We start from the raw sequence: 22,699 nt of genomic DNA on the forward strand, positions 1-22,699 counted from the left end.
CTCGGGGTCGTTACCATCGCCGCCATGACCTTGTGGTGGCGGTAAATGTCAACACAACCTAAGCCTCCAGCAACACGCAGTGCTCGGCCGAGAACGACAACGTGACCGCGGTGCCTTCGTCGAGCAGCTTGGTCGGCGGGCGACGGACGATCACATTGCCGCACGGACACTCGACGATGTACTGGACGAAGTCACCGTGGAACATGCGCTGGCGCACCGTGCCGCCGACGTGGTTGTCATCAGCCCGCGGCTCGAGGTCAATGTACGCGGTGCGCACTGCCACCGCAGTCTCGTTGCCGTTCACTGCGTGTGGCGCGGTCACGCGCAGGTGGACGCCGCCGTCGGCCTCGAACGTGCGGGCGCCGCCGGCCGCAGGTGACGTCGCCAGTCGTCCCTTGATGATGTTGGCGGAGCCGACGAAATCGGCCACGAAGCGGTTGCGCGGGCTGTTGTAGATCGCCTCCGGCGTGCCGATCTGCTCGATGACACCGACGTTCATGACGATGACGCGATCGGAGATCGCCAGCGCCTCTTCCTGGTCATGTGTCACGTAGACCGACGTGATGTCGAGCCGGCGCTGCAGCTCGCGCAGCTCGACCCGCATCTCGGCCCGCAGCTTGGCGTCAAGGTTGCTGAGCGGCTCGTCGAACAGCACCACGGTTGGCGAAAAGGCGATCGCGCGGGCGAGCGCCACGCGTTGCTGCTGGCCGCCGGAGAGCTTGGAGGCCGAACGGTCGGCGAGGTGACGCATCTGGACCAGGTCGAGCGCGCGCTCCACGCTGGCGGCAATCTCGGGCTTGCCTTGCTTGCGCACGCGCAGCCCGTAGGCGACGTTGTCGAACACGGTCATGTGCGGCCAGATGGCGTAGGACTGGAACACCATGGAGACGCCGCGCTGTTCGGTCGGCACGTTCTTGCGCGCGCCCGCGTCGTAGATGGCCTCGCCGTCGATATGGATGCTGCCACCCGACGGTTTCTCTAGCCCGGCGATAGCGCGCAGGGTCGTGGTCTTGCCGCAACCCGACGGGCCAAGCAGGGTGACGTGCTCGCCACGGCCGACGGTGAAGCTCACGCCATTCACGGCAACGGCGTCGCCGTAGTGGATGACGAGATCTTTCACCTCGATTCGAGTCGGATTCACGTCATGTCCTTTGTCATGCCACGCGTGAGGCGGAACAGAATGATCAGCGCCACGATCACCGTGAAAGTCTGGACCAGCGCCATGGCCGCCGTGAGTTCGACACCGCTGCTGGCGAAGGCGCTGACGATCGAGGGCGCAATTACCTTGGCATTAGGTCCCATCAGGAAGACCGAGACGCCGAGCTCGCGCACGCAGGCCATGAAGATCAGCAGCCAGGCCGCGATGACGCCGGGCTTGAGCAGCGGCAGCGTGACGGTGCGCAACTGGTAGCCCCAGCCGGCGCCGCAGACGCGGGCGCATTCCTCGAGGCTCTTGTCGATCTGCAGCACGACGCCGGCGAGCGTACGCACGCCGATCGGCAGCATCACCGTGAAATAGGCTAGCGCCAGCAGCCACAATGTCCCGTAGATCGGGATCGGCATGTTGATCCACGCCCACAAGAGCGCCAGGCCGAAGACCAGGCGCGGCACGGCCTGCGGAAACATCGCCAGATATTCGATGGCCCCGCGGCCCCTCAACTGCGAGCGATAGATGATCCAGACCAGCAACGCGATCACGAGAACGCCGACCGACGCGACGCCGAACCCCAGCCCCAGGCTGTTGACCATGGCGGTGCGCACCGGCCCCAGCGACAACGCGGTCTCGTAGTTGGCCAGGGTGAACTGCGCCTGCGACAGCAGCGCCGTCGCGAAGCGCTCCAGCGACGTGATGATGAGCGCCGCGATCGGCAGCACGACGGCCAGCAGGATGTAGAGCAGGCACACGCCGAGCAGCACCCATGCCAGACGCCCCATGTCCATGGGCCGCGGCCGGAAGGCCTTGCCGGTGATGGTGGCGAAGCTGCCGCGCTTCACGATCCAGCGATAGAACGTCAGCATGCCGAACATCACCACGAACAGCGCCAGCCCCATCGCCGAGGCACGGCCGTAGGCTGGTGGATAGGCCAGGGTCGAATCCCAGATCGCCGTGGTGATGACGTAGACGCGGGCAGGAATACCGATCACGAGGGCGGCAGCGAATGACCCCAGCATCTCGGCGAATACGAACAGCGTCGCACCGAGCACGCCCGGCATCACCAGGGGCAGGGTGACGGTCAGCGCCGTGCGCAGCTTGGAGGCCCCCATGACGCGGGCCGATTCCTCCAGCGCCGGGTCCATCGATTTCATCGACGCCGAAATCATGACGAAGGCGACGGTGCCCTCGAACAATGCCATGATCCAGGCGATGCCGAACATCGAGTAGATGTTGAACAGATCACCCTTGCCGCCGGCCCACAGCCAGAGCTGGTTGAAAAAACCGCTTTTCGGGCCGGCCAGGACGGCCCAGGCGAGGGCGCCCACCAGCGGCGTCATGTAGTAGGGCAGCTCCAGCAGCCGCTCCAGTTTTTCGCGACCGGGGACGTTGGTGCGGGTCAGGATCCAGGCCAGCGTGAAGCCGATGAAGATCGCCATCACGGTCGCCATCACGGCGATGATGACCGTGTTGGTGAGCACATGCAGGTCCTCGTCGAACATCGCGATGTAGTTCGCGATGCCGTACTCGGTCGGCGGGAACGCCATGGGGTCGCCGGTGTTGAGCGACTCGCCGACCAGGAAAACCATGGGCAGCAATACCAGGAAGCTCACGATCACGAGGACCGTGAGCGTCACTGTGATCTGCCAATTGAAGCGTGGGCGGGACACTCCCGGCGCGCTCGTCGGGAACTGTCTTAGCGACGGGCGCCGACGATCCGGTCCCACTCCTTGGCGAATGACGGCCGGTCCTTCTCGAAGGCGTTCCAGTCGGCCGGTACCAGCAGCTTCATGTCCTTCAGCGGCACGCTGCCCGCCGGCGCCGGCACATCCTCGCGGGGTGAATGCAGCAGCAATGCATCGCTCAGTGCCCTCTGGCCAGGCGGCGAGAGGAACCAGTCCATGAACAAATTGGCGGCGTTGGGGTGCGGTCCGTCGGCGACGATGCCATAGGTTTCCGACACCGCCGGCACGCCAGTTTCCGGGAACACGAACGCCAGCGGTGCACCCTTGGCCTTGAACTCGATATAGCCCGAGTACTGGGCGCCCATGATGATCTTGTCCTGGCCGTCGACCAGGCGGCCGTACTGTTGGACGTATGAATCGAAGGCTTTGGGTTTCACGGTGGCGAACTTTTTGAAGTACTCATCGCCCAGGATCGGTTTGAGCGTGTACCAGACACCGTGCTGCAGGCCTGAATTGGACACCTTGACGTTGATCGCATCGGTCCATTTCGGGTCCAGCAGATCTTCCCACTTCTTCGGCGCCTCGGCGGCGGGAACATTGTTGGGGTTGTAGGCGATGCCGGCCATGATGATCGAGCCCCAGGTCCAGAACCCCTCGGGCTCGCTCTTGTATTGCGGTTTGTAGTTGGCCATCTCCGGCGAGATGTACTGGCGGAAACCGCCGCGCCTTTGGAAGTCGAGGATCATGCCCATGTCGGAGATCTGGATGACATCCACCAGATAGGACTTGGCCTGGCGCTCGGAGAGGACCTTGGCGTAAAGCGCGCCGGCCTGCAGGCGCACGTAGCTGGTCTTGATCTTGGGGAACAGCTTGTTGAAGGCCGCTAGCAGCTTGACCTGGCCCTGCTCGGGGTCGGTCGAGTAGAGCACGAAGGCGCCCTCGGCCTCGGCCTTCTCGACATCGGCGCAGGTTTTGAACCCCTCCATCTGACGGGGGCTGTCGCAGAGTCGGGCCTGCGCCTGAGCTGTCGGAGAACCTGTCCAACCGAACACAGCCAGCGTCACACCCAGGGCTACGATGCGTTTCATGGTTTCGTCCCTAAAGAATTTCTTTGTTGTCACGAGCCTAGACGCATCAAATGCAGCCTTCAATCATCGTATTTTGCAGGAGAGCATCCATGTATGCGCCGCCCAAGCCCGTGCCCGCGTCGATCTTCACGCGCTTGCCGGACACCTTCCGCACGCCGCGGCGCACGGCCTGGGGCGACGCCAATGCCGCCGGCGCTGCGCTCGACTGCTTCCTCGAGGGGCCAAGTTTCGATCGCGACGGCAATCTCTACGTGACGGATATTCCGTTCGGGCGCATCTTTCGCATCGCGCCGACGGGTGACTGGACCCTGGTCACCGAGTACGACGGATGGCCCAACGGGCTCAAGATCCACCGCGACGGCCGTATCTTCATCACCGACTACAAGCGCGGCATCGTGCTGCTCGACCCGGCAAGCGGCGCGGTGACGCCGCTGATCGAGACTGTGCGGTCGGAGAGCTTCAAGGGCGTCAATGACCTGTTCTTCGCAGCCAACGGCGATCTCTATTTCACTGACCAGGGACAGACCGGGCTGCATGATCCGACCGGGCGCGTGTACCGATATTCGGCCGTCGGCCGGCTCGATTGCCTTGTCGATACGGTGCCCAGCCCGAACGGGCTGGTGATGAACCTCCATGAAACCGTGCTCTATGTCGGGGTTACGCGTGGCAATGCGGTGTGGCGGCTGCCGCTGATGGCCGATGGCGACGTCAGCAAGGTCGGGCTCTTTATCCAGATGTCCGGCGGCCATGCCGGCCCTGACGGCATGGCTTTGGATGCGGAAGGCGGGCTGCTCGTCGCCCATCCCAGCACATCGGTCTGGCGTTTCGACGCGCTGGGCCGCCCAACCCACGTGCTCGACGCCGGCGATGACATGTTCTGTACAAACATCGCATTTGGTGGTCACGACCATCGGACGCTGTACGCGGTGGTTTCGCGCCGCAGCGGCAAAATCGACGCCGGCGTCATTTTGCGCGCCGAGATGCCCGTGCCCGGCAAACCCATGTTCTCTCACGCATGATCCGGTTTGAAGAAAGGCTTGTGTGCAAATAGCACTATCGCTGGCGCCGCGGTGCTGCTAGCCACAGGGTAAGAGCGGCGGCGGGTAACGTTGCGCTGACCACGGCAATGGCAGGCGGGAGGGGCAACAGCGTGCTCCAACATTGGGCAGGCTCCGAGGAGGACGTCTCGCGCGTCGATGGGCGCGTGCTTCGGGGCATCCGCACGCGCCAGACCATCATCAGCGCTACGCGAGAGCTGTTCCTGATGGGTGGTCGGGAACCGACCTTGGAGGACGTTGCTCGTCGCGCCGGCGTGTCGCCACGGATCCTGCTCAAGTACTTCAATGGCTTTGGTGGTGTGATCCTGGCGATGGTTACCCAGGTCCTGGATGAGATCGTCGCGCGCTATGCCGCCGTTCGCTGCGGACTATCACTGGAGGATCGCATCGTCGGGTATGTCGATGTACGGGCGGAGATTTGTGAACAGTTCAGCCCCTTGTTGTTGCGTACAGTGCAGATGGCCCGACACATTCCGGAGCTGGACAACCTGATACAGCGCGGACGCGGCGATTTGCGCGCGTTTGCCGCGAGCGTGTTTGCCGGCGAATTCCATGGCCTGCCGCCGAGCATCCGGCGCGATCTGTTCGACGAACTGGCCATGATTTCCGACTGGAACAACTGGCGCTACCTGCGCGAGGCTTGCGGCCGGTCGTCCGACGAGGCCAAGGTCGTGTTGCGCGCCGCACTGCGCCGCATCCTGTCGGTGTGAGCGAGGCGGCTCAGTTGAGCCGCGCCGCCTTGGCCATCACCTCGATTGCTTCAAGCTGATGGGAGCGGACCGAGAGCGAGTCAGCGCCCGAATCCTCCCAGGCGCGGTAGCGCTGCTGGATACGGGCCGGCGGGCCGACGAGGGACTTTAGATCCACCCATTCGTCCGGCACGGTCGCGATCGCTTCATCCTTGCGGCCGGCGAGATAGAGTTCCTGGATCCGCTCGGCCGCGGCGCCGAAGCCCAGGCGCGTCATCGTGTCCTTGTGGAAGTTCTTGTTGCGGTGCCCCATGCCGCCGACATACAGCGCGACCTCCGGCTTGAGCCTGGCCAGGGCGCCGGCGACGTCGTTGTCGACCTCGACATGCACCGACGCCTGGATCGTGAAGTCCTTGCGGCTCTTGCCGTTGCCGGCGCGCTTGAAGCCTTCGTCGAGCCAGGGCTGGCATTCCGCCATCGAGCCTGGGATGAAACCCAGCGGCAGCCAGCCGTCGGCCACCTCGGCGGTAAGCTTCACCGTCGCCTCGTTGCTGGTGGCGAGGTAGATCGGGATGTCGGGGTTCATGTGCAGGATCGACTTCAGCGGCTTGCCGACCCCCATGGCACCTTCACCCGTATAGGGCAGGCTGATCTCGCGTCCGGCGTGCGAGACCGGTCCGTCGCGGCGGAAGATCTTGCGCATGATCGCCACATAGTCGCGCATGCGGTAGTAGGGCTTGCCCCAGGGCTCACCGTACCAGCCTTCGACGATCTGCGGACCCGACACGCCCAGCCCGGCGATGAAGCGTCCGCCGCCCGCCAACGCATCGACCGTGCCGGCGCACATGGCGGCGTTGGCCGGCGTGCGGGCGGCGAGCTGCATGATGCCGGTGCCCAGCTTGATGCGCTTGGTAACAGCGGCGAGATAGGCCAGGGGCGTCACGGCGTCCGACCCGTACGCTTCCGCTGTCCAGACCGAATCGTAGCCGAGTTCCTCGGCGCGCTGCACAAGCGCGACGGGGACATCGAGGTGGGCACGCGAGTAGCCGATCGACAGGCCGAGCTTCATGGGTGTTTCCCCTGGTACGCCGATGTTTATCGGCACACGCTAGCTCAGCCCCGGGTCTTCGTCTCGGCTCGGGAGTGCTTCCGTTTCGCTGGGTAAAGGCAGCCGGACAGCCGACCCTAGGCGTCGGCCATCTCCAGCAAGGGCCAGGAAGCGTCCTGCTTGGAGATGCGGGATACCGGCAACGGCCAGTCGATCGCCAACCTGGGATCGTTGTAGCGAACTCCGCGCGCGGCGTTGGGCATGTAAGGGGCCGAGACCAGGTAGTTGACCTCGGTATCGTCGGCCAGCGTCTGGAAGCCATGCGCGAAGCCCGCCGGCACGTACAGCATGCGAAACGCCGTCGGCGTCAGCTCGACGCCAATCCACTGGTGAAATGTCGGGGAACCCGGTCGCACGTCGACGATCACGTCGTAGATGGCGCCGTGCACGCAGCGCATCAGCTTGATCTCTTCGTGTGGCTCCAGTTGGTAGTGCATGCCGCGAATGGTTCCGCGCGTCGTGTTGATCGACACGTTGCCTTGCGCGAGCTCGGTGGGAAGTCCCTGGCGCGCGAATTCCTCGCGGCACCAGGAGCGGGCGAACTGACCGCGCTCGTCGCTGAACGGTTCGAGCTCGATGACGTAGGCGCCTTTGAGCGCCGTCTCACGAAAGATCATGCTGCCGCCAATAGAAATCGGAGTTGATCTGCTTGGTTTCGAGCAGGCGCTGCAGTTGCCGCAGGCGCGTATAGGGCGGGGCGTTGAACTCCGGTTCCGCCATGGCGATGTGCTCGAACAACGCCCGCATCTGCCGCGCGCCGCGATCGGCCGTCCAAGCGCAGCGGAAGCCGGGCAGGACCTGATGGATCTTGTCGAACGAAACGCGGTAGCTGCGATTGTCGCCGGCGTTGTTGCCGAACTCGATCTTGCAGTTCGGAAACGCCTCACCGATGGCTTCGGCGATCTGGCGGACACGGTAGTTGTTGTCGTTGTCGCCGACATTGAGAACCTGGCTGGCGACCGCTTCGCGCGGTGCCTCCAGGGTGGCGGCGACGGCGCCACAGATGTCCTGGACATGCACAAGGGGGCGCCACGGAGTGCCGTCGCTGGTCATGCTGATGCGGCCGGTCGTCCAGGCCAGACCAGCGAGGTTGTTCAATACGATGTCGAAGCGGATGCGCGGCGAGGCGCCGAAGGCGGTGGCATTGCGCAGGAACGTCGGGCTGAAGCCGCCATCGGCCAGCGCCTGAACATCGCGTTCGACGAGCATCTTGCAGTGCGCATATGCCGTCTGCGGATCGGGGTCGGATGCCTCGGTCTTGGTGCTGTCGCCCGCGGCACCATAGACGCTGCAGGACGACGCATAGACGAAGCGCGAGACGCCGGCGTCCTTGGCTGCCTTGGCCAGAGCCACCGAGCCGAGGTGGTTGATCTCGTAGGTCTTCTTCGGATCGTGTTGGCACAGCGGATCGTTGGACAACTCGGCCAGATGCACGACCGCGTCGAAGCCTTCGAGATCCTTCGCCGTGAGGGTCCGCACGTCGCGTGTCAGCGTCGCCGGCCGGTCCTTGCCGTCGTGGTAGAGAAGGCCGGCACGATAGAAACCGGTGTCGAGGCCCACGACATCGAAACCGCGCTCGAGCAGCAGCGGCGTCAGGACCGAGCCGATGAAGCCATCGGCGCCGGTCACCAGCACGCGTGTACGATCGCTGACCGGCACGGCGAGAGGCTTGTGCGCCGACTTCAAAGTCACCACGTTTTCCATTGCGCTTTCCCGCTTTCCCAATAGGACTCGAGCACGTGCTTGTCGCGCAGCGTGTCCATGTTCTGCCAGAAGCCACGGTGGCGATACGCCGCCAGCCGGCCCTCGCTGGCGAGCGCCTCCAGCGGCTCGCGTTCCCATGACGTGTCGTCGCCGGCGATGTAGTCGATGGCCTGCGGTTCGACCACGAAGAAGCCGCCGTTGATGAAGCCGCCGTCGTCGTTCGACTTCTCGCGAAATCCGGCAACGCGCTCGCCGCCGTGTTCCAGGCTCAGCGCGCCGAAGCGGCCGGGTTGGCGCACCGCCGAGACTGTCACCAGCGCGCTGGACTGGCGGTGGAAGGCGAGCAGCTCATCGATGTTGATGTCGGATACGCCGTCGCCGTAGGTGAGGCAGAACGTCTCTTCGTCGAGATAGGGGCGAATGCGCTTGATGCGTCCGCCGGTCATCGTCGCCTCGCCGGTATCGACCAGCGTCACGCGCCACGGTTCGACACCATTGCGATGGGTGCGGACGGTGTTCTCGTGCAGGTCGAATGTGACGTCGGCGCGCGCGAGGACGTAATCGCGGAAATACTGCTTGATCAGGTTGCCTTTGTAGCCGCAGCAGATCACAAAGTCGTTCAATCCGTACGACGTGTAGATCTTCATGATGTGCCACAGGATCGGCTGGCCGCCGATCTCGACCAGCGGCTTTGGCCTGATCGCGCTTTCCTCGCTGATGCGGGTGCCATAGCCGCCCGCCAGTATGACCACTTTCATGACACGCGGCCTCCGGCGATGCCCATGTGTGATCATGTTCTCTCAGATCATGCGCGTCGCGGACGAGTGATCAAGTTGTGGCACTCTGTTGTACTATTGCGCGTGCCGTTTGGGGCTGGCACTGCTGGACAGGCAGTTCATGGACGCAGCCGCGTTCGTGGTGCGCGGGAGCTTCGCGTGGCGGACGCAGCCAGTGTGAACATGACGGATGCGCCATCCGCGGGTGCACCGCACGACCGACGCCGGATTGCGGTCAATTTCCTGGCCGTCAGTCTGTCCAGCGGACTGGCCGTATTGATCGGCGTTCTGACGACGGCTTACAGCCGGCGCATGCTGGGTCCTGTCGCGATTGGGCAGGTGAATTGGAACGCCGCCGTTGTCGCCTGCCTGGCCCTGATCGCCACCCCCGGCCTGCAGACCGTGGGACAGCGTGATATCGCCGCGGACCCCAGGCAAACAGCACCGCTCACGTCGCTGGTGTTGAGCCTGCAGATGCTACTGGCGGTGGTCGCCTTCGCGATCGTGGCCATCATCGCGATCGTCAATCCGCGCGGCGGCCAGACCGGTGTGCTGCTGCTCCTGCAAGGCCTTAGCCTGATGGTCAGCGCCGGGACGGTCGCGTGGGTGCTGCAGGCGCATGAACGGATGGTCGGACCCGCCATCGCGTCGCTGGTCATCAATCTTCTGCAGATCCCCGTCCTGATCGCGATCATTCACGGACCGGACGACGTCTTCGTCTTCGTCCTTTACACGTTGCCGTTTTCGCTGGCCTTGATCGTCTTCAATTTCTGGTACCTGCATCGCTACGGGATACTGCGTTTCGGTGCATTGCGCCCGCGTTTGCACGGCGCGTGGCGTCTGCTCGGCGAATCCTGGCCACTGGCGCTGTCGCAAGGTGCCGTGCTGCTGATCTACAACGGCGCCGCGATCATCCTGGGCTTCACGCACAGCGACGAGGAGGTCGGGCACTACACGACGGCCTACAAGCTGATGCTGGTCTCGACCGTGGTCAGTGGCGCGATGCTGACGGCTTATTTCCCCGTCCTGTCGCGTGTGCGCAACGACCCGGCACAGGCTGCGCGCGTCGCCCGTGAATTCCTGACCCTGCTGGCATGGATGGGACTGCCGATCGCGGCCCTGGGCTGGGCCTGTGGCCGCCACGTCAACGATCTGATGTTTGGCAGTGGCTTTGCGCGCAGCGGTCCCTATTTCGAGTGGCTGTGCCTCAACGTCGGGCTGACCTTCCTCAATATCGCCGTCGGGTCGCCCCTGTTGGCATGGGGGCTGCAGAAGCTTCATTTTAAGATCGTCGCCGTGGCGGCGGTCGCCAACTTGCTGTTGAACTTGCTGTTGATCCCGCGCTACGGCGGATGGGGTGCCATCGTGTCCACCCTGGTCGCGGAAGGCTTGAGCCTGGGTATGCTTATCCTGGCGCGGCGGCGCCTGGCGTTCGGCCGGCATCCGATTGTATCGATCGTCTGGCCGCCCGTGTTGTGCTCGCTGAGTGTCGCGTTGGTTGTCGCGGCGCTGCCGCCGAGCTTCCACCGCTACTGGTGGGCAGAGGTTGTCCTGGGCACGCTTGTACTCGGCGGCTGTGTTCTCATCTTCGAACGCCGCATCGCCACGATGGCGTTCGCGCTGCTGAAACGCCGAAGCTAGGCTGCCTCAGCGCAGGACGACGCGAACGAAGAAGTAGGCGGTGCGTGCCAGAACGGGCAACGCGCGGCTGCAGCGCAAGGCTTCAGTCAGCTGGCGCCACGCCGTTGCGTGGTCACCGTGACGCCATAGCCGTTGCGCCCGCCGCAACGCGCGCACCGCGGCGGCCTTGCGGGCAGCATGCCGGATACGCTGCGCCTGGTCGGAGGGCAGGGTGGCGCAGGAAATGTCGATTGATCGACGCTCGTCGGCAACGTTCTCGCCGGTACGCATCAGGCGACTGCTGTCGGCCGCCGCATGCAGCCGATAACACGCCAGTGGTTCGGGCTCGTAGAAGATGGGTTTACTGAGCGCAATGCGCTTCCACATGTCCCAGTCGAGGCAATGGGCCAGCGAGGCGCGGAAGCCGCCAAGTTCCTCGTACGTGGAGCGCAGCACGACGAACGCCACGAACTGGACGAGCTGCTCGATCATCTGACGGGTTGCGAAATCCTTACCAAGGACCCCGGGCGTCAGCGCCTCGGCGTCAGTGATGCCGGTCCACTGACTGTGTTCATCGGTGTAGATGATCCGGCAGAGTGCCGCGCCGACCTCGGGATGTGCCGCGATGCCCTGGCGCGCGCGGGTATAGAACCCCGGCCGTACGGTGTCGTCACCATGCAGGATGTGCACCCATTGCCCCTGCGCCCGGCGGATGCAGGTATTGAAGTTTTCCACCATGCCGAGGTTGGTGGGCTGACGGTAGAAATGGATGCGGCCACCGCCGATCTCGCGCACCAGGGCTTCGGGATCGCCGGTGGTCGAACAATTATCGACCACCTCGATCTGCATGTCCTCGGCGCCAGGGTCCTGGTTGAGAACGCTCTCCAGCGTTTCCCGCAGATAGTCTTCGGGGCAGTTGTAGATGGGAATCATCACCGACCAGAACGGCCGTGGTGTGCCGTCCGGCAGAGGCGCGATCGCAGGGACCGAAAGATTGGTTATCGGCAGCGGCGGATCGACGGTGACCCTGATTGTCGGATCGAGCGATCGTGCGATTGCATCGCTGCTGAAGTCACTCGTGCGGAGGACTTCACCCATTTTTCCACCTCAACCCGTCTCTAATCAGCCGGTGGCCCGCACAACCGGTGATGATATCAACAGTACCTTACCGGAATCTGGATATGACAGCCGGACTGCGGTGGTGATCAAACTGTGGCCAGGTGTCGGTGCCATCAGGCTACGGCAGCGAAGGCGCCGGAGAACGTGGCCTCCTGGTCTTCGCGTAGGCGATCGATCAGTCGTCCCGCCGGTAAGTCGACGTCGGCGTAGCGCAGAACCTGGTCCTTGGCGACCTCGTGCCGCAGGCGACATCCCGGCGCGATCCCCATGGGCAGCAGGCGCTCGTTGCGGGCGGCATCGGCGTTTTCGCACTGGCCGTAGGTCATGTAGTGACCGATGTCGTCCAGCACATCGCCGGCCTTCAGGTGCCGCTTGGCCGTGGCGACCACCTCGACGCATGGCGGGCCGGCCGGCGCCAAGGCCGCATCGCTGAACAGGACGGCGCGCGCGATCGTGTTGGGGACCTCGAAATGGCAGAGATGATAGGGCGTGTAGAAGCAGTAGAGCGGCCCCTCGCCGAGCTTGTAGAGGTTGAGATAGTGTCGTTGCTGCGGATGCTCGATCGTGCCGAGCACGAACACACCGGGACCGGGTGCGGCGCCGACGACGTAGTCGACAATACCCGGGCCGCTGATGAAGGCCTCGGCCGGCAGCAGCTTGGCGGCTTCCTCGATCGGCGTACCAGGGGCAACCGTCGGGCCAAACATGCCGCGCCGGCCCACCGCCATGCCGGTGGCGTTGGCGATGATGGCCTGTTCGAACGAGATCTTGGTGCCGTCGGCGAAGGAGGTCACCATGCTGGGGTTCTGACCCCACTTGCGGGCAAAGCCTTCCTGTGTCGTCGGGTTGCGATGAGGGTCGTGCAAGCCTTTGATATTGCCGCACAAAACGGGACGCACGCCGAGGCCCCGGACAAACCTGTAGAGGTTCATCGTGACACCGGGCTGGTCACCGTCGACGTTGGTGTAGATGACGCCCTTGGCGTCGGCGCGTCGCTTCAGGAGCGGACCCACCGTGCCGTCCAGCTCGGCGTTCATCAGAATCACGTGCTTGCGATTGTCGATCGCTGTGCCGATGGCGTGCGCGGCATATTCGATCGACCCGGTGACCTCCAGGATGGCGTCAATGCCGTCGGCTTCGCACAGCAGCCGCCAATCCTCGGTCACGGCCGGCCGGCCGCTGGCCAGCGCCGCCTGCAGCGCAGCCGGGGTTTCGACATGCCGCGGGTCGGGCTGCCCAGCCTCAGTATATGCCCGAATGGCGGCGTCGAGGCGGCGGTTGGCGATGGCGACCAGACGCATGCCGGGGACGGCCGTCTTGATCTGCAGGGCGACGCCGCGCCCCATGAAACCCGCGCCGATCATGCCGACCCGGATCGGGCGGCCGGCGCGCTCTCGCTCTTGCAGAGCACGGTCTACGATGATCATGCCGCCATTCTGCCAGCAGCGGCGTGCGGGATGCGTGATCTATCGGTGGCTTCGCGTCTGGAGGCAGCGATCTGGCGTCATTGGTAACCACATGCTCATGGCGTCGCATAAAGTTCCTGGGGCGCATCGAATCCCTTCAGATCGTGGCAACCGATCGAGACGGCCTGGCCCGGCGGCAGCAGCGTGGCGACGCGTTGCGACATCAGCAGCCTGTGGCTGGTCGTGCTGCAGACCGCCTGGATGCGGCTGACCAAATTGACGTCCGGCCCGATCAGCGTGAAGTCGAGTCGCCGGCCAGATCCGATATTGCCGTAGTCGACCACGCCATAGTGCAAGGCGATGCCGGCCTGCAGAGGGATATCGGTGCCAGCCATCTGCTCCAGGCTGCCCAGCGCATTGAACGCTGCCTGTAGCGCTGCAGTACACGCCAGGCGGGCCTCATCGCCATGGAAAAACGCCAGCACGCCGTCGCCCATGAACTTCAGCACCTCGCCGCCGGCCGCGGTGATCGCCGGCACGACGTGATCGAAGTAGACATTGAGCAATTCCAGGACGCGCGCCCCCGACAGCCGGTTGGAAAGGGCAGTGAAGCCGCGCAGGTCGCACAGCATCAAAGCGGCTTCGAGCGACTCGATCTCACCGCGCCGGATGCGACCGCCCAGGATGCGCCGCGCCGTCGTCGTGCCGATATAGGTGTCCAGCAGGGTCAGCTCGGTTCGGCGCAGGGTTCGCAGCTCACAGGCGCTGCGCAGCGCCGGAACGATGCGTTCCAGGGCTGCGCGGCTCGCGGCGCTGAAGCCGCCGAGACGGGCGGTACCGAAGGCCGCGGCGCTGACGGGGCCGTCGGCGTTGCACAGCGGCACCATGAAGATCTCGCTCAGGCGCCGGCCCTGGAACACATCGATTTCGGTCCAGGCCGCGCCGTCGGCGGTGCCGGGGCGCACGAGAACGGGCGCGCGGGTTTCCATCACATGACGCAGTGGACTGCCCACGAACGGCGCTGCGACGACCAGTCCGTGCTCGCGGTCGTGCACTTCGACGGGTTCGTGGGGCGCCCAGGCCAGGCTGCGGCCAAAGATTTCCGGATGAAGCGTGCGCAGGTGCAAGGTCAGGCGGTCGAGCGGGATGCCGGCCGCTGTCAGCCGGCATCCGAGACCGGCGATCAGACCGGCATCGTCCAGCTCGTGGCATTCATCGCCGCTCAGCCACTCGATGATATCGGCGACGGCCGCCGAGCCTGTCGCCGGCCGCACCTCACGCAATGGCGTTGCCTGATGGTCAGTGCGCACCGCCAGCCTCCATGTGCCCGGGCTTCTTCAACAGCAGGGCGGCAACCAGGGCGAGCAGCAGGCTGACGCCCATGAGATAGAACGTGTCACTGAAGGCCATGATGTTGGCCTGCCGTCGTACGGTCTGGCCGATCGCCACGACCGCGCGGTGCCATGCATCCGCCGGGTCGCTGACGCCGTGGCGCAGAAAATAATCGGTGAGCTGGGCGATACGGGTCCGGGTCGCTTCCTCGAACAGGGTGACCGACTGGACCAGCACATTGGAGTGGAACTGCTCGCGCTTGGTCAGGAACGTCTGCAGCATGGCGATGCCGACGGCGCCGCCCAGGTTGCGGGTCATGTTGAACAGCGCCGATGCCGAGCCGGCATTGACGGCTTCGATCCCGGCTGTCGCGATCGCCGTCAGCGGCGTGAACATCAGCGCCTGTCCGACGGCGCGCACGACGTTGGGTATCAGCAGCTGATCGGCGGCGGTGTCTGCCGTCATGTCGATGTTCATGAAATTGCTGGCGGCAAACAGCGCAAGGCCAATGGTGATCAGCAGGCGCGAATCGATGCGCTGCATCAGCCGCGGCACCAGCGGGATCAGCACGAGCTGCGGCAGGCCTGTCCACGCCAGCACCATGCCGATCTGCTCGGCGTTGTAGCCCTGGATGCGCGCCAGGTAGAGCGGCATGATGAAGACCGAGCCGTAGAGCGCGATACCGAGCAGGAAGTTGGCGGCGGTCCCGAAGCCGAAGTTGCGCCGCTGCAACAGGCGCAGATTCAGCAGCGGACGCTTGCTGGTCAGCTGGATCCAGAGAAAGAGCATCAGCGCGATGGCGGCGATGACCGACAGCTGCACGATGTAGGGCGAGCCGAACCAGTCGTTCTTGTTGCCTTCTTCCAGCACGGTCTGCAGCGTGCCCAGGCTGACTGCCATGGTGATGATGCCGGGCCAGTCGCCCTGGCGCAGGAGGCCAAGGCGCATGGGCGCTCGCTCGAGCGAGCCCCACAGCATGCCGACCATCAGCGCCCCGGGAACAAGATTGACATAGAAGATGTACTGCCAGCCCCAGTTCTCGGTCAGGTAGCCGCCGATGGTGGGGCCGATCGCGGGCGCGAACGTGGCCGAGAGGGCAAACAGCGCCATGCCGACCGGCTGCTTGGGCTTGGGCAGATAGGTGATGATGATGGTGAAGGCCATCGGGATCAGCACGCCGCCCGAAAAACCCTGCAGCGCGCGCAGCGCGATCATCTGGTTGAGATCATGCGCCAGGGCGCACGCAGCCGAAAAGATGAGGAACAGGATGGCGTTGGTCAGCAGGTAGGTTCGTAGCGAGAACACCTGTGCCAGCCAGGCACTCAGCGGAATGACCACGATTTCGGCGATCAGGTACGACGTCGAGATCCAGCCGCCGTCGTCGGCGCCGGCGCCGATGGCACCCTGGATGTCGGCCAGCGATGCGTTGACGATCTGGATGTTGAGGATCGCCATGAAGGCGCCCAGCGTCGAACCCGAGACGGCGATCCAGGTCTTGAAGGGCACGGCTGCTGCTGGCGACGCAGCATCGGTGGAGGTGGGCGCGGACATGGTCGCATTCCCGGCAGGTGGATGACGCTACGAACCTGCCGCCGGATGGCGCTTCGGGGTTTCGCTCAGCCGGTGGGCGGGCGTGCCGTCGGCGGGCGGAGTCGCCGGAGCGGGGCCTTCCATCGCCGCCGCCTTGGTGTCGATCGAGGGCACCACGGACATGCCCGCACGCAGCCGGCCGGTCAGCGCGCTGTCGTCGAGCACGATCCTCACCGGGATGCGCTGCACGATCTTGGTGAAGTTGCCGGTGGCGTTGTCGGGTGGCAGCAGGGCGAATTCCAGTCCGCTGGCCGGCGACAGGCTGTCGACATGGCCCGTCAGCGTCGTATCGGGAAAGCCATCGACTCGAACGCGGACACGCTGGCCACTGCGCACATGGGTGAGCTGCGTCTCCTTGAAGTTGGCCACGACATAGACCGCATGCAGCGGCACCACGGCCATCAGCTGCGCGCCGGACTGGACGAACTGGCCGACCCGCAGCGAGCGGGCTCCGACGGTGCCGTCCACCGGCGCGGTGATGGTCGTATAGGACAGGTTGAGTTCCGCCTGCTGTTCGGCCGCGCGGCTGCGGTCGCGCTGCGCCACGGCCTGGCCGCGCTCGCTCAGCAGTACATCGATCTTCTTTTGGGCCGCCAACAGACCGGCCATGTCGCTTTGCAATTGCGCGGTCTTTTCGCGCAGCGTCGATTCGGCCTGCTGGGCACGCTGAAGCGTGCCGGCACCGGACCGCATCAGGTCGGCATAGCGGGCGTGGTCCTCGCGCGCGAATTTCAAGGTCGCTTCGGTGGCGGCGATGGCAGCCTTCTGCTGCTCGATGATGGACTGCTGCAACACGACCTGCGCATCGAGATTGCCGATGGCTGCGTCGGCCGCGGCGACGTCGGCCCGCGCCTGGGCGAGCGCGGCGCGATAATCGCGATCGTCGATGCGGGCCAGGACCTGCCCGCGCCGGACCGCCTCGTTGTCGCGGACCAGGACGGCGGCGATGTAGCCCGGCACCTTGGGCGCAATGGTGGTGTAGTCGGCCTTGATGTAGGCATCGTCGGTCGACTCGAGGAACCTGCCGACGGTCCAGTATGCGTAGCCAAAGTCCGCCGCGGCGGTTGCACCGGCCAGCAGGACGCCGCCCAAGGCAGCGCGCTTGAATACCCTGCCCGAGGGCAGGCGCTCCTTCAGCAGGGCGATGCGGGAATTCCCAGCCATGGTCTGTCCTTTCAAGGCCGGGATCACGTGTTGGCCTCGTCCGATGGCCGGAAAATATTTCCCGCACATCGTTGTGATAATTGGCCCGGAATCGGGTACATCATCCGGCCAGACCGGATAATCAGGGCATCGGATGGATCGGTTCACCAGCTTGACCGTGTTCACGCGGGTCGTGGACAGCGGTGGTTTCGCGGCTGCGGCGCGGCGGCTCAACATGTCCGCCACGATGGTCAGCAGTCACGTCCAGGCGCTTGAGGACCGGCTGGGCGCGCGCCTTTTGAATCGGACCACGCGCAAGGTGAGCCTGACCGAGATCGGCAAGGTCTATTACGAGCGCTGCACCCAGATCCTGGCCGAGCTCGAGGATGCCGACCGTGTCGCGGGAGCCCTGCAATCGACACCCCGCGGCACCTTGCGTCTCTATGCCAGCACGCACCTCATGCCGTTTCTCGGGCCGGTCATTGCCGAATTCATGGAGCTACACCCCGAGGTTCAGATTGATCTCAGCATGGGTGAACGCATGGTCGACCTGGTCGAGGAGGGCATCGATCTGGCGATCCGCACTGTGCCGCCATCCGATACCAGCCTGATTGTGCGCCGCCTGGCGCCGTGGCGGCATTTCCTGTGTTGCGCGCCCAGCTACCTGGAGAAGCGCGGAGCACCCGTCCGATTGGAGGACCTGGCGCGGCACAATTGCCTACGGTACGCATTCTATCCGTTCGGCGACGAATGGCACTTCATCGGTGAGGACAACAAGCCGGCGGCGGTGCGCGTGTCAGGCAATCTGGTGAGCGCCAGCGGCGAGACGCTGCGCCACGCCGCCGTCGCCGGTCACGGCATGTTCCTGGGACCGAGCTTCATCGCCGGCGATGACCTGCGCGCCGGCCGTCTTGTGAGCGTCCTCGATGCCTACCGTCCCGTCGATTTTGCCATCAACGCGATCTACCCTCATCGCCATCACCTGTCGGCCAAGGTGCGCACCTTCATCGACCTGCTCGCGCAGCGGTTCGCCGAGCATCGCAAATGGATGGACCCGGCCACCGCCGCGTAACGGCGTCTCGCTATGGCTGGGTCGGTCGTGAACCGAGAGTCTGGTACACGAACTGGAATGCCCGCGCCTGCAGCGTGCTGCGCTCCTCGCGTCGGGCGAATTGCGCGGCGACAGCGCGGTGCTCGGTCACGCGCTCGTCCAGTGTCATGTGCTGGCGATGGCCTGCCGACAGTTTGACGGCCTGCACCGTAAAGCGCGTGCCGAACGCGAGATCGTTCCGCTGCAGGAACTTGCGCCACATGTGGAGGTCGGTCCAGACGTCCGCGGGTGCCGGACTCCAACCGGTCGGCAGACAGCGATAGGCCGACAGGCGATAGCCGGCAGTGGTCGGCCCGAAAAAGTTCCAGGCTTCCTGGCACATTCGGCGGCGGATCTCCGGGTCGGCCAGATCACCGAGATGAACGACGACGTCGCCTTGGGGCGACAGTTCCGCCTGGAGCAAATTGCCGAAATCGACCCGGTCGAGCAGCAGCGCCAGTTCATCGAGATGATCGGGGAACCACAGATCGTCATCGCCGATCTGTGCAACGAAACGCGATGAGGCGCGGGCCAGCACGGCATGGCGATGCGCCTCGCCGTGCCGTTCGCCCTTGTCGAACGGAAAGACGTGCACGCGCGGATCGCGGGCGGCGAACGCTCGGGCACAGTCGACGGTTTCGCCCGGTGCGCCGTCGCAGACCACGAACAGCTGAAAGCTGGGCAGGGTTTGCGCCAGCACGGTCTCGATGGCGAACGGCAGCAGCGCCGGAGGCCGATGAACGGGCAGCAGAATGGTGAACAGTGGTGCCGGTTTGGTCATGCGAGTCCGGCCAGCCGACGGAGCTCGTGGATCCGCTCAACGATCAACAGAGCTTCCCGCGCCGACGATCGCGGCGCTGGACCGCCTTTCAGGTAGTCCAGGAAAGCCTGCAATTCCAGCAGCAACGGCAGGGCATTGCCGACGTCGATATGCTGGGGTTTGCCCGCGTCCAGCCCAGGCGCACCGGTGGCGACGACGATGCGGTCGTCATAGGAGTCGGCCAGCTGCGCCGTGCCCCTGCTGCCGACGACGACGACGGCGCGCCGGGACGTCGGATGGTGCGCCGAAATCTCGACCGTGACCTGCGTGCTACGGGTGTCGTCGTACAAGGTGGCCAGCAGATCCCAGCCCGGTCTCTGCGGGATGGTGCTGAAGGCCGTCCGCGGGGCCGGAATGTCGCCGAGAATTTCCAAGACGATGCTGAGATCGTGCGGCAGAAGGATCCAGACGGCGTCGACGTCGCGATGCGGGTTGTCCCATCCCAGGCGGTAGGTGCGGATGGCCAGGATATCGCCCAGTGCGCCAGATCGGGCCTGCCGGGCCAGCGCCTGGATGCCGGGATGGTATCGCCATTTGTCCATCACGAAGATGCGGTCGCCAGCGCCGTCGACCAGACGCCGCGCGGCGTCGAGATCGTTGGTCAGTGGCTTCTCGACAAAGATCGGCCGGTCGCGGCCCAGCAGTCCCTCGACCGCAGCCGCATGCCCGACAGTCGGCGTTGCCACCACAAAGCCGTCGACATCCGGTAATGCAGCCAGGCTGGCGTGCACTGAGGCTGCACCGGCTGCCACGGCCGCTTGTCGGCTCGCCGTGCTCGGTACCGCGACATGGACGCTGGCGCCCAGCGTACGAAGGTCGCGGAAGATGTGGCGCCCCCAGCGTCCAAATCCGACGAGCCCGATCGACGGGCCGGGCTCTGTCCTCGTCACTGCGCGCCTGCCGGGGCGAGCATCTCATGGCGGCTCTGGAAGGCATCGCACATCTGTTGATACGTGCCGGCATGCTGATCGCGCTCGGACAACCGCGGATCGCGATCCGGCCATGCCAGGTCCAACTCGGCGCTGTCGAAGCGACACCCCAGTTCGTCTTGCGGGTTCCAATATGCCGAAACGGCGTAGACGTGGAGCGACGGCACCGGAAAATAGAACCCGTGGCAGACGCCGGGCGGAATGGTGATCGCCAGCGGCGCGGCAGCGTCGAGCGTCATGATGCGCGACCAGCCAACGGATCGGCTATGCCGGCGCATGTCGTGCAGGCCCAGGACCAGGACGCCGGACAGCGCAACCAGATAGTCGTCGTGCGTGACATGGACATGCACACCGCGCAGGACGCCAGCCCGGCTGTGAACGGCGTTCCACTGGACGGCATGGCAGCCGACATCCCACGTCTCGCGAAAGATCTCCGTGAAGCTGCCGCGTTCGTCCGGGTGGGTCTTCAGCGTTTGAATATGAACGCCCGCAGGCAAGAAATTGTCGGTGACCATCACGAAACAGCTGCAACTCCGGGACAAAGGCGTCCCACCACGATCGCGGTCGCCACAATAAGCGTCAGTCAGTGGCATGCAACAATTTCGTATGGACGCCCGACCAGGCCGTCCCGAGATTGGTCTTGTACGGTCTGGCTGAGAATGCAATCGTTTGCAGGAAAACCACTCAGAGTGTTGCCGAGGAAGACGGTCATGAACAAGGAAATCATCAATCCACCGGGTGTCTACGAACATCCGGCGTTTGCGCGGGTCGTGACGATCCAGAATCCGGGGAAACTGATCTTTATCGCCGGTCAGACACCGTCGGACGAAAATTATGATCCGGTGGCACCCGGCGACTACCGGGCGCAGTACATCAAGGTGATGGACAATCTGGGTATCCAGCTCGCTGCGGCGGGGGCGAGCTGGGATGATGTCGTCTTCCGCCGGATCTTCGTGCTGGATGTCGACGCCTACATACGCATGATCCGCAGCCCAGGTCTCCCGGTCTACTACACGCCGGGACGCATGCCGCCGAGCACGACGGTTGGTGTGACGCGTCTATCCAAACCCGAGTTCCTAATCGAAATCGATCTGATGGCGGTCGTTGGGTAGACCAATTCATTCCAACGGTGAAGACGCGAATTCAGGTAGGGCTTCGGCGCGTTGCGACAGACGGGCCAGCGCCGGATGGGCATCGGTGCGTGCGACATCGGGCAGGGCGAAGCCGGTAAAGCGCCAGGCGACGGCCGCCGTGATGTCGGCCTGAAGCGGGCGGCCGCCGAACAGCCAGGCGTCGCCAGTACCCAGCTCGGCCTCCAGCAGCCGGTACGCCGCCAGCAGCTGGCCGCGCACGCGCGCGAGCCAGGGCTGATGATGCTTTTCGGCCGGACGCAGGGTGGTCTCATACACCATCTGAACGGTCTTCTCGCACGCCGCCAGGGCCAGGCCGATGATGCGCTGGGCGCGCGCATGATCGGCGAGGTCGGTCGGCGTCAGGCGGCGCTCCGCCGGCACCAGCTGCTCGACATGCTCGAGGATCAGGCCGGAATCCATCAGGACGATCCCGCCCTCCGTCACGAGAGTCGGCGCTTTGACCACAGGGTTGACCGCGGCGAAGTCGTCGTAGTGGCGGAATACCGACACCGGCTCATGGGTGAACGGCACGCCGAGGCACTTCAACGATACCGCAACGCGCCGCACATACGGCGAATCCATCATACCGATCAGACGCATCGTGGCTCGGCCTCCCAGGCTCAGTCGTCGGATGGTGGCACGGATCGACGATGCATGGCATGATGAGTCATCGGTCAAATGTCGTTTCAACCGATGAATTCAAACCCGACATGGTTTCTGATATGCGTGTCAACGGCGGCCTCGACGACAAGGATCTCGCCATCATCGAGGCGTTGCAGGCGGATGGACGCGTGCCGCTCTCCGAGCTTGGCCGCAAGATCGGCCTTTCGCAGCCCGCGATGTCGGAACGGGTCAAGCGTCTGGAGGATCGTGGCGTCATTGCAGGCTACGGCGCGCGCGTCAATCCGCAAGCCCTGGGGTTGGGAATGATGGCGATCGTCCGCCTCAAGACGACGCACGAACACATTCGCGCCTGCCTGAGGAAGTTTGCCGAGATCCCCAATGTCGTCGAAGTGCACCGAGTCACCGGGGAGGACTGCTTCATCCTGAAAGTGATTGTGCCGGCGCCCGACAGGCTGGCTGTTGTGGTCGATATGCTGGGCCGGTTTGGCGCCGTGACAACATCGGTCGTGCTGCGCAGCGAGCAGGCAAAGCCGATCACGCGGGATCTGGTGCGCGGCGGCGCCTGACATACGATCGGGGTTGATGTCTGCCGCGGCGATCGTCATAGTGCGCGCCGAACACCAAACCGGGGA

22 protein-coding genes are annotated in these 22,699 nt (G+C 64.7%); 6 read left to right on the forward strand and 16 right to left on the reverse strand.

Annotated elements, in window-relative coordinates; genetic code table 11:
* Positions 1 to 58: 58 nt before the first annotated feature.
* From FQU96_RS15375 to FQU96_RS15385, 3 genes are read right to left on the reverse strand one after another with little or no spacing between them, the layout of a single operon-like run.
* Entirely contained in the window at positions 59 to 1,141 is a 1,083-nt protein-coding gene (locus FQU96_RS15375) for an ABC transporter ATP-binding protein (RefSeq protein ID WP_218574734.1), read from the reverse strand.
* Entirely contained in the window at positions 1,138 to 2,790 is a 1,653-nt protein-coding gene (locus tag FQU96_RS15380) for an iron ABC transporter permease (protein WP_146542187.1), read from the reverse strand. Before FQU96_RS15380 ends, FQU96_RS15375 begins: the two co-directional genes overlap by 4 nt.
* A gap of 59 nt (positions 2,791 to 2,849) precedes the next feature.
* Positions 2,850 to 3,926 (reverse strand): ABC transporter substrate-binding protein, encoded by a 1,077-nt coding sequence (locus tag FQU96_RS15385; RefSeq protein WP_146542188.1) that lies wholly within the window; start codon positions 3,924 to 3,926, stop codon positions 2,850 to 2,852.
* 89 nt (positions 3,927 to 4,015) lie between these two features.
* On the opposite strand from FQU96_RS15385, the gene FQU96_RS15390 reads away from it, so the two are divergent.
* Positions 4,016 to 4,945 carry an SMP-30/gluconolactonase/LRE family protein gene (locus FQU96_RS15390; protein WP_218574735.1) on the forward strand — a complete coding sequence of 310 codons (930 nt, stop codon included), beginning with the start codon at positions 4,016 to 4,018 and terminating at the stop codon, positions 4,943 to 4,945.
* A gap of 107 nt (positions 4,946 to 5,052) precedes the next feature.
* A complete protein-coding gene (locus FQU96_RS15395; RefSeq protein ID WP_146542190.1) occupies positions 5,053 to 5,694 on the forward strand; it encodes a TetR/AcrR family transcriptional regulator in 642 nt (213 codons plus the stop codon).
* Positions 5,695 to 5,704: 10 nt separating this feature from the next.
* On the opposite strand, the gene FQU96_RS15400 is transcribed toward FQU96_RS15395, so the two are convergent.
* The 4 genes from FQU96_RS15400 to rfbF all read right to left on the reverse strand — a co-directional run bounded on the left by FQU96_RS15400 (position 5,705) and on the right by rfbF (position 9,243).
* A complete protein-coding gene (locus FQU96_RS15400) occupies positions 5,705 to 6,742 on the reverse strand; it encodes an LLM class F420-dependent oxidoreductase (RefSeq protein ID WP_146542191.1) in 1,038 nt (345 codons plus the stop codon).
* A 116-nt stretch (positions 6,743 to 6,858) separates the two neighbouring features.
* Positions 6,859 to 7,398 carry a dTDP-4-dehydrorhamnose 3,5-epimerase gene (gene rfbC / locus FQU96_RS15405; RefSeq protein ID WP_146542192.1) on the reverse strand — a complete coding sequence of 180 codons (540 nt, stop codon included), beginning with the start codon at positions 7,396 to 7,398 and terminating at the stop codon, positions 6,859 to 6,861.
* A complete protein-coding gene (locus tag FQU96_RS15410; protein ID WP_146542193.1) occupies positions 7,385 to 8,485 on the reverse strand; it encodes an NAD(P)-dependent oxidoreductase in 1,101 nt (366 codons plus the stop codon). The genes rfbC and FQU96_RS15410 overlap by 14 nt, the downstream gene beginning before the upstream one ends.
* Entirely contained in the window at positions 8,470 to 9,243 is a 774-nt protein-coding gene (rfbF, locus tag FQU96_RS15415) for a glucose-1-phosphate cytidylyltransferase (protein ID WP_146542194.1), read from the reverse strand. Before rfbF ends, FQU96_RS15410 begins: the two co-directional genes overlap by 16 nt.
* 177 nt (positions 9,244 to 9,420) lie before the next feature.
* Between rfbF and FQU96_RS15420 the strand changes: the two genes are divergently transcribed.
* Positions 9,421 to 10,902 (forward strand): oligosaccharide flippase family protein, encoded by a 1,482-nt coding sequence (locus tag FQU96_RS15420; protein ID WP_178130527.1) that lies wholly within the window; start codon positions 9,421 to 9,423, stop codon positions 10,900 to 10,902.
* Between the two features lie 6 nt (positions 10,903 to 10,908).
* On the opposite strand, the gene FQU96_RS15425 is transcribed toward FQU96_RS15420, so the two are convergent.
* From FQU96_RS15425 to FQU96_RS15445, 5 genes are all read right to left on the reverse strand, one after another.
* The gene (locus FQU96_RS15425; RefSeq protein WP_146542196.1) at positions 10,909 to 11,979 is read right to left on the reverse strand and encodes a glycosyltransferase; all 1,071 of its coding nucleotides are present in this window, start codon (positions 11,977 to 11,979) and stop codon (positions 10,909 to 10,911) included.
* Between the two features lie 134 nt (positions 11,980 to 12,113).
* Positions 12,114 to 13,427 carry an NAD(P)H-dependent oxidoreductase gene (locus tag FQU96_RS15430; RefSeq protein ID WP_146542197.1) on the reverse strand — a complete coding sequence of 438 codons (1,314 nt, stop codon included), beginning with the start codon at positions 13,425 to 13,427 and terminating at the stop codon, positions 12,114 to 12,116.
* A gap of 95 nt (positions 13,428 to 13,522) precedes the next feature.
* Positions 13,523 to 14,716 (reverse strand): adenylate/guanylate cyclase domain-containing protein, encoded by a 1,194-nt coding sequence (locus FQU96_RS15435; protein ID WP_146542198.1) that lies wholly within the window; start codon positions 14,714 to 14,716, stop codon positions 13,523 to 13,525.
* Positions 14,706 to 16,289, reverse strand: coding sequence for an MDR family MFS transporter (locus FQU96_RS15440; RefSeq protein WP_146542199.1), 1,584 nt, complete (start codon positions 16,287 to 16,289; stop codon positions 14,706 to 14,708). Before FQU96_RS15440 ends, FQU96_RS15435 begins: the two co-directional genes overlap by 11 nt.
* A 27-nt stretch (positions 16,290 to 16,316) precedes the next feature.
* Entirely contained in the window at positions 16,317 to 17,492 is a 1,176-nt protein-coding gene (locus tag FQU96_RS15445) for an HlyD family secretion protein (protein WP_146542200.1), read from the reverse strand.
* Positions 17,493 to 17,625: 133 nt separating this feature from the next.
* Between FQU96_RS15445 and FQU96_RS15450 the strand changes: the two genes are divergently transcribed.
* Positions 17,626 to 18,543: a LysR family transcriptional regulator gene (locus tag FQU96_RS15450; RefSeq protein ID WP_146542201.1), complete on the forward strand. Its 918-nt coding sequence runs from the start codon at positions 17,626 to 17,628 to the stop codon at positions 18,541 to 18,543.
* Between the two features lie 10 nt (positions 18,544 to 18,553).
* Here the strand turns inward: FQU96_RS15450 and FQU96_RS15455 are convergent, their stop codons facing one another.
* Genes FQU96_RS15455 through FQU96_RS42205 form a run of 3 tightly spaced genes read right to left on the reverse strand, consistent with a single transcriptional unit; the run spans position 18,554 to position 20,825 of the window.
* Complete coding sequence (locus FQU96_RS15455) at positions 18,554 to 19,342, reverse strand: glycosyltransferase family 2 protein (protein ID WP_146542202.1); 789 nt, start codon at positions 19,340 to 19,342, stop codon at positions 18,554 to 18,556.
* Positions 19,339 to 20,271, reverse strand: coding sequence for a Gfo/Idh/MocA family protein (locus FQU96_RS15460; protein ID WP_146542203.1), 933 nt, complete (start codon positions 20,269 to 20,271; stop codon positions 19,339 to 19,341). Before FQU96_RS15460 ends, FQU96_RS15455 begins: the two co-directional genes overlap by 4 nt.
* A complete protein-coding gene (locus FQU96_RS42205; protein ID WP_255468393.1) occupies positions 20,268 to 20,825 on the reverse strand; it encodes a dTDP-4-dehydrorhamnose 3,5-epimerase family protein in 558 nt (185 codons plus the stop codon). Before FQU96_RS42205 ends, FQU96_RS15460 begins: the two co-directional genes overlap by 4 nt.
* 195 nt (positions 20,826 to 21,020) lie before the next feature.
* Here FQU96_RS42205 and FQU96_RS42210 point away from each other — a divergent pair, with 195 nt between their 5' ends.
* Complete coding sequence (locus tag FQU96_RS42210) at positions 21,021 to 21,422, forward strand: RidA family protein (protein ID WP_178130529.1); 402 nt, start codon at positions 21,021 to 21,023, stop codon at positions 21,420 to 21,422.
* Positions 21,423 to 21,428: 6 nt separating this feature from the next.
* On the opposite strand, the gene FQU96_RS15470 is transcribed toward FQU96_RS42210, so the two are convergent.
* Positions 21,429 to 22,043: a glutathione S-transferase family protein gene (locus FQU96_RS15470; protein WP_146542205.1), complete on the reverse strand. Its 615-nt coding sequence runs from the start codon at positions 22,041 to 22,043 to the stop codon at positions 21,429 to 21,431.
* Positions 22,044 to 22,165: 122 nt separating this feature from the next.
* On the opposite strand from FQU96_RS15470, the gene FQU96_RS15475 reads away from it, so the two are divergent.
* Positions 22,166 to 22,633 carry an Lrp/AsnC family transcriptional regulator gene (locus FQU96_RS15475; RefSeq protein ID WP_146542612.1) on the forward strand — a complete coding sequence of 156 codons (468 nt, stop codon included), beginning with the start codon at positions 22,166 to 22,168 and terminating at the stop codon, positions 22,631 to 22,633.
* The last annotated feature ends 66 nt before the right edge of the window (positions 22,634 to 22,699 follow it).

The organism is Reyranella sp. CPCC 100927, assembly GCF_007859315.1.
In the GTDB taxonomy this organism is placed as follows: Bacteria; Pseudomonadota; Alphaproteobacteria; order Reyranellales; family Reyranellaceae; genus Vineibacter.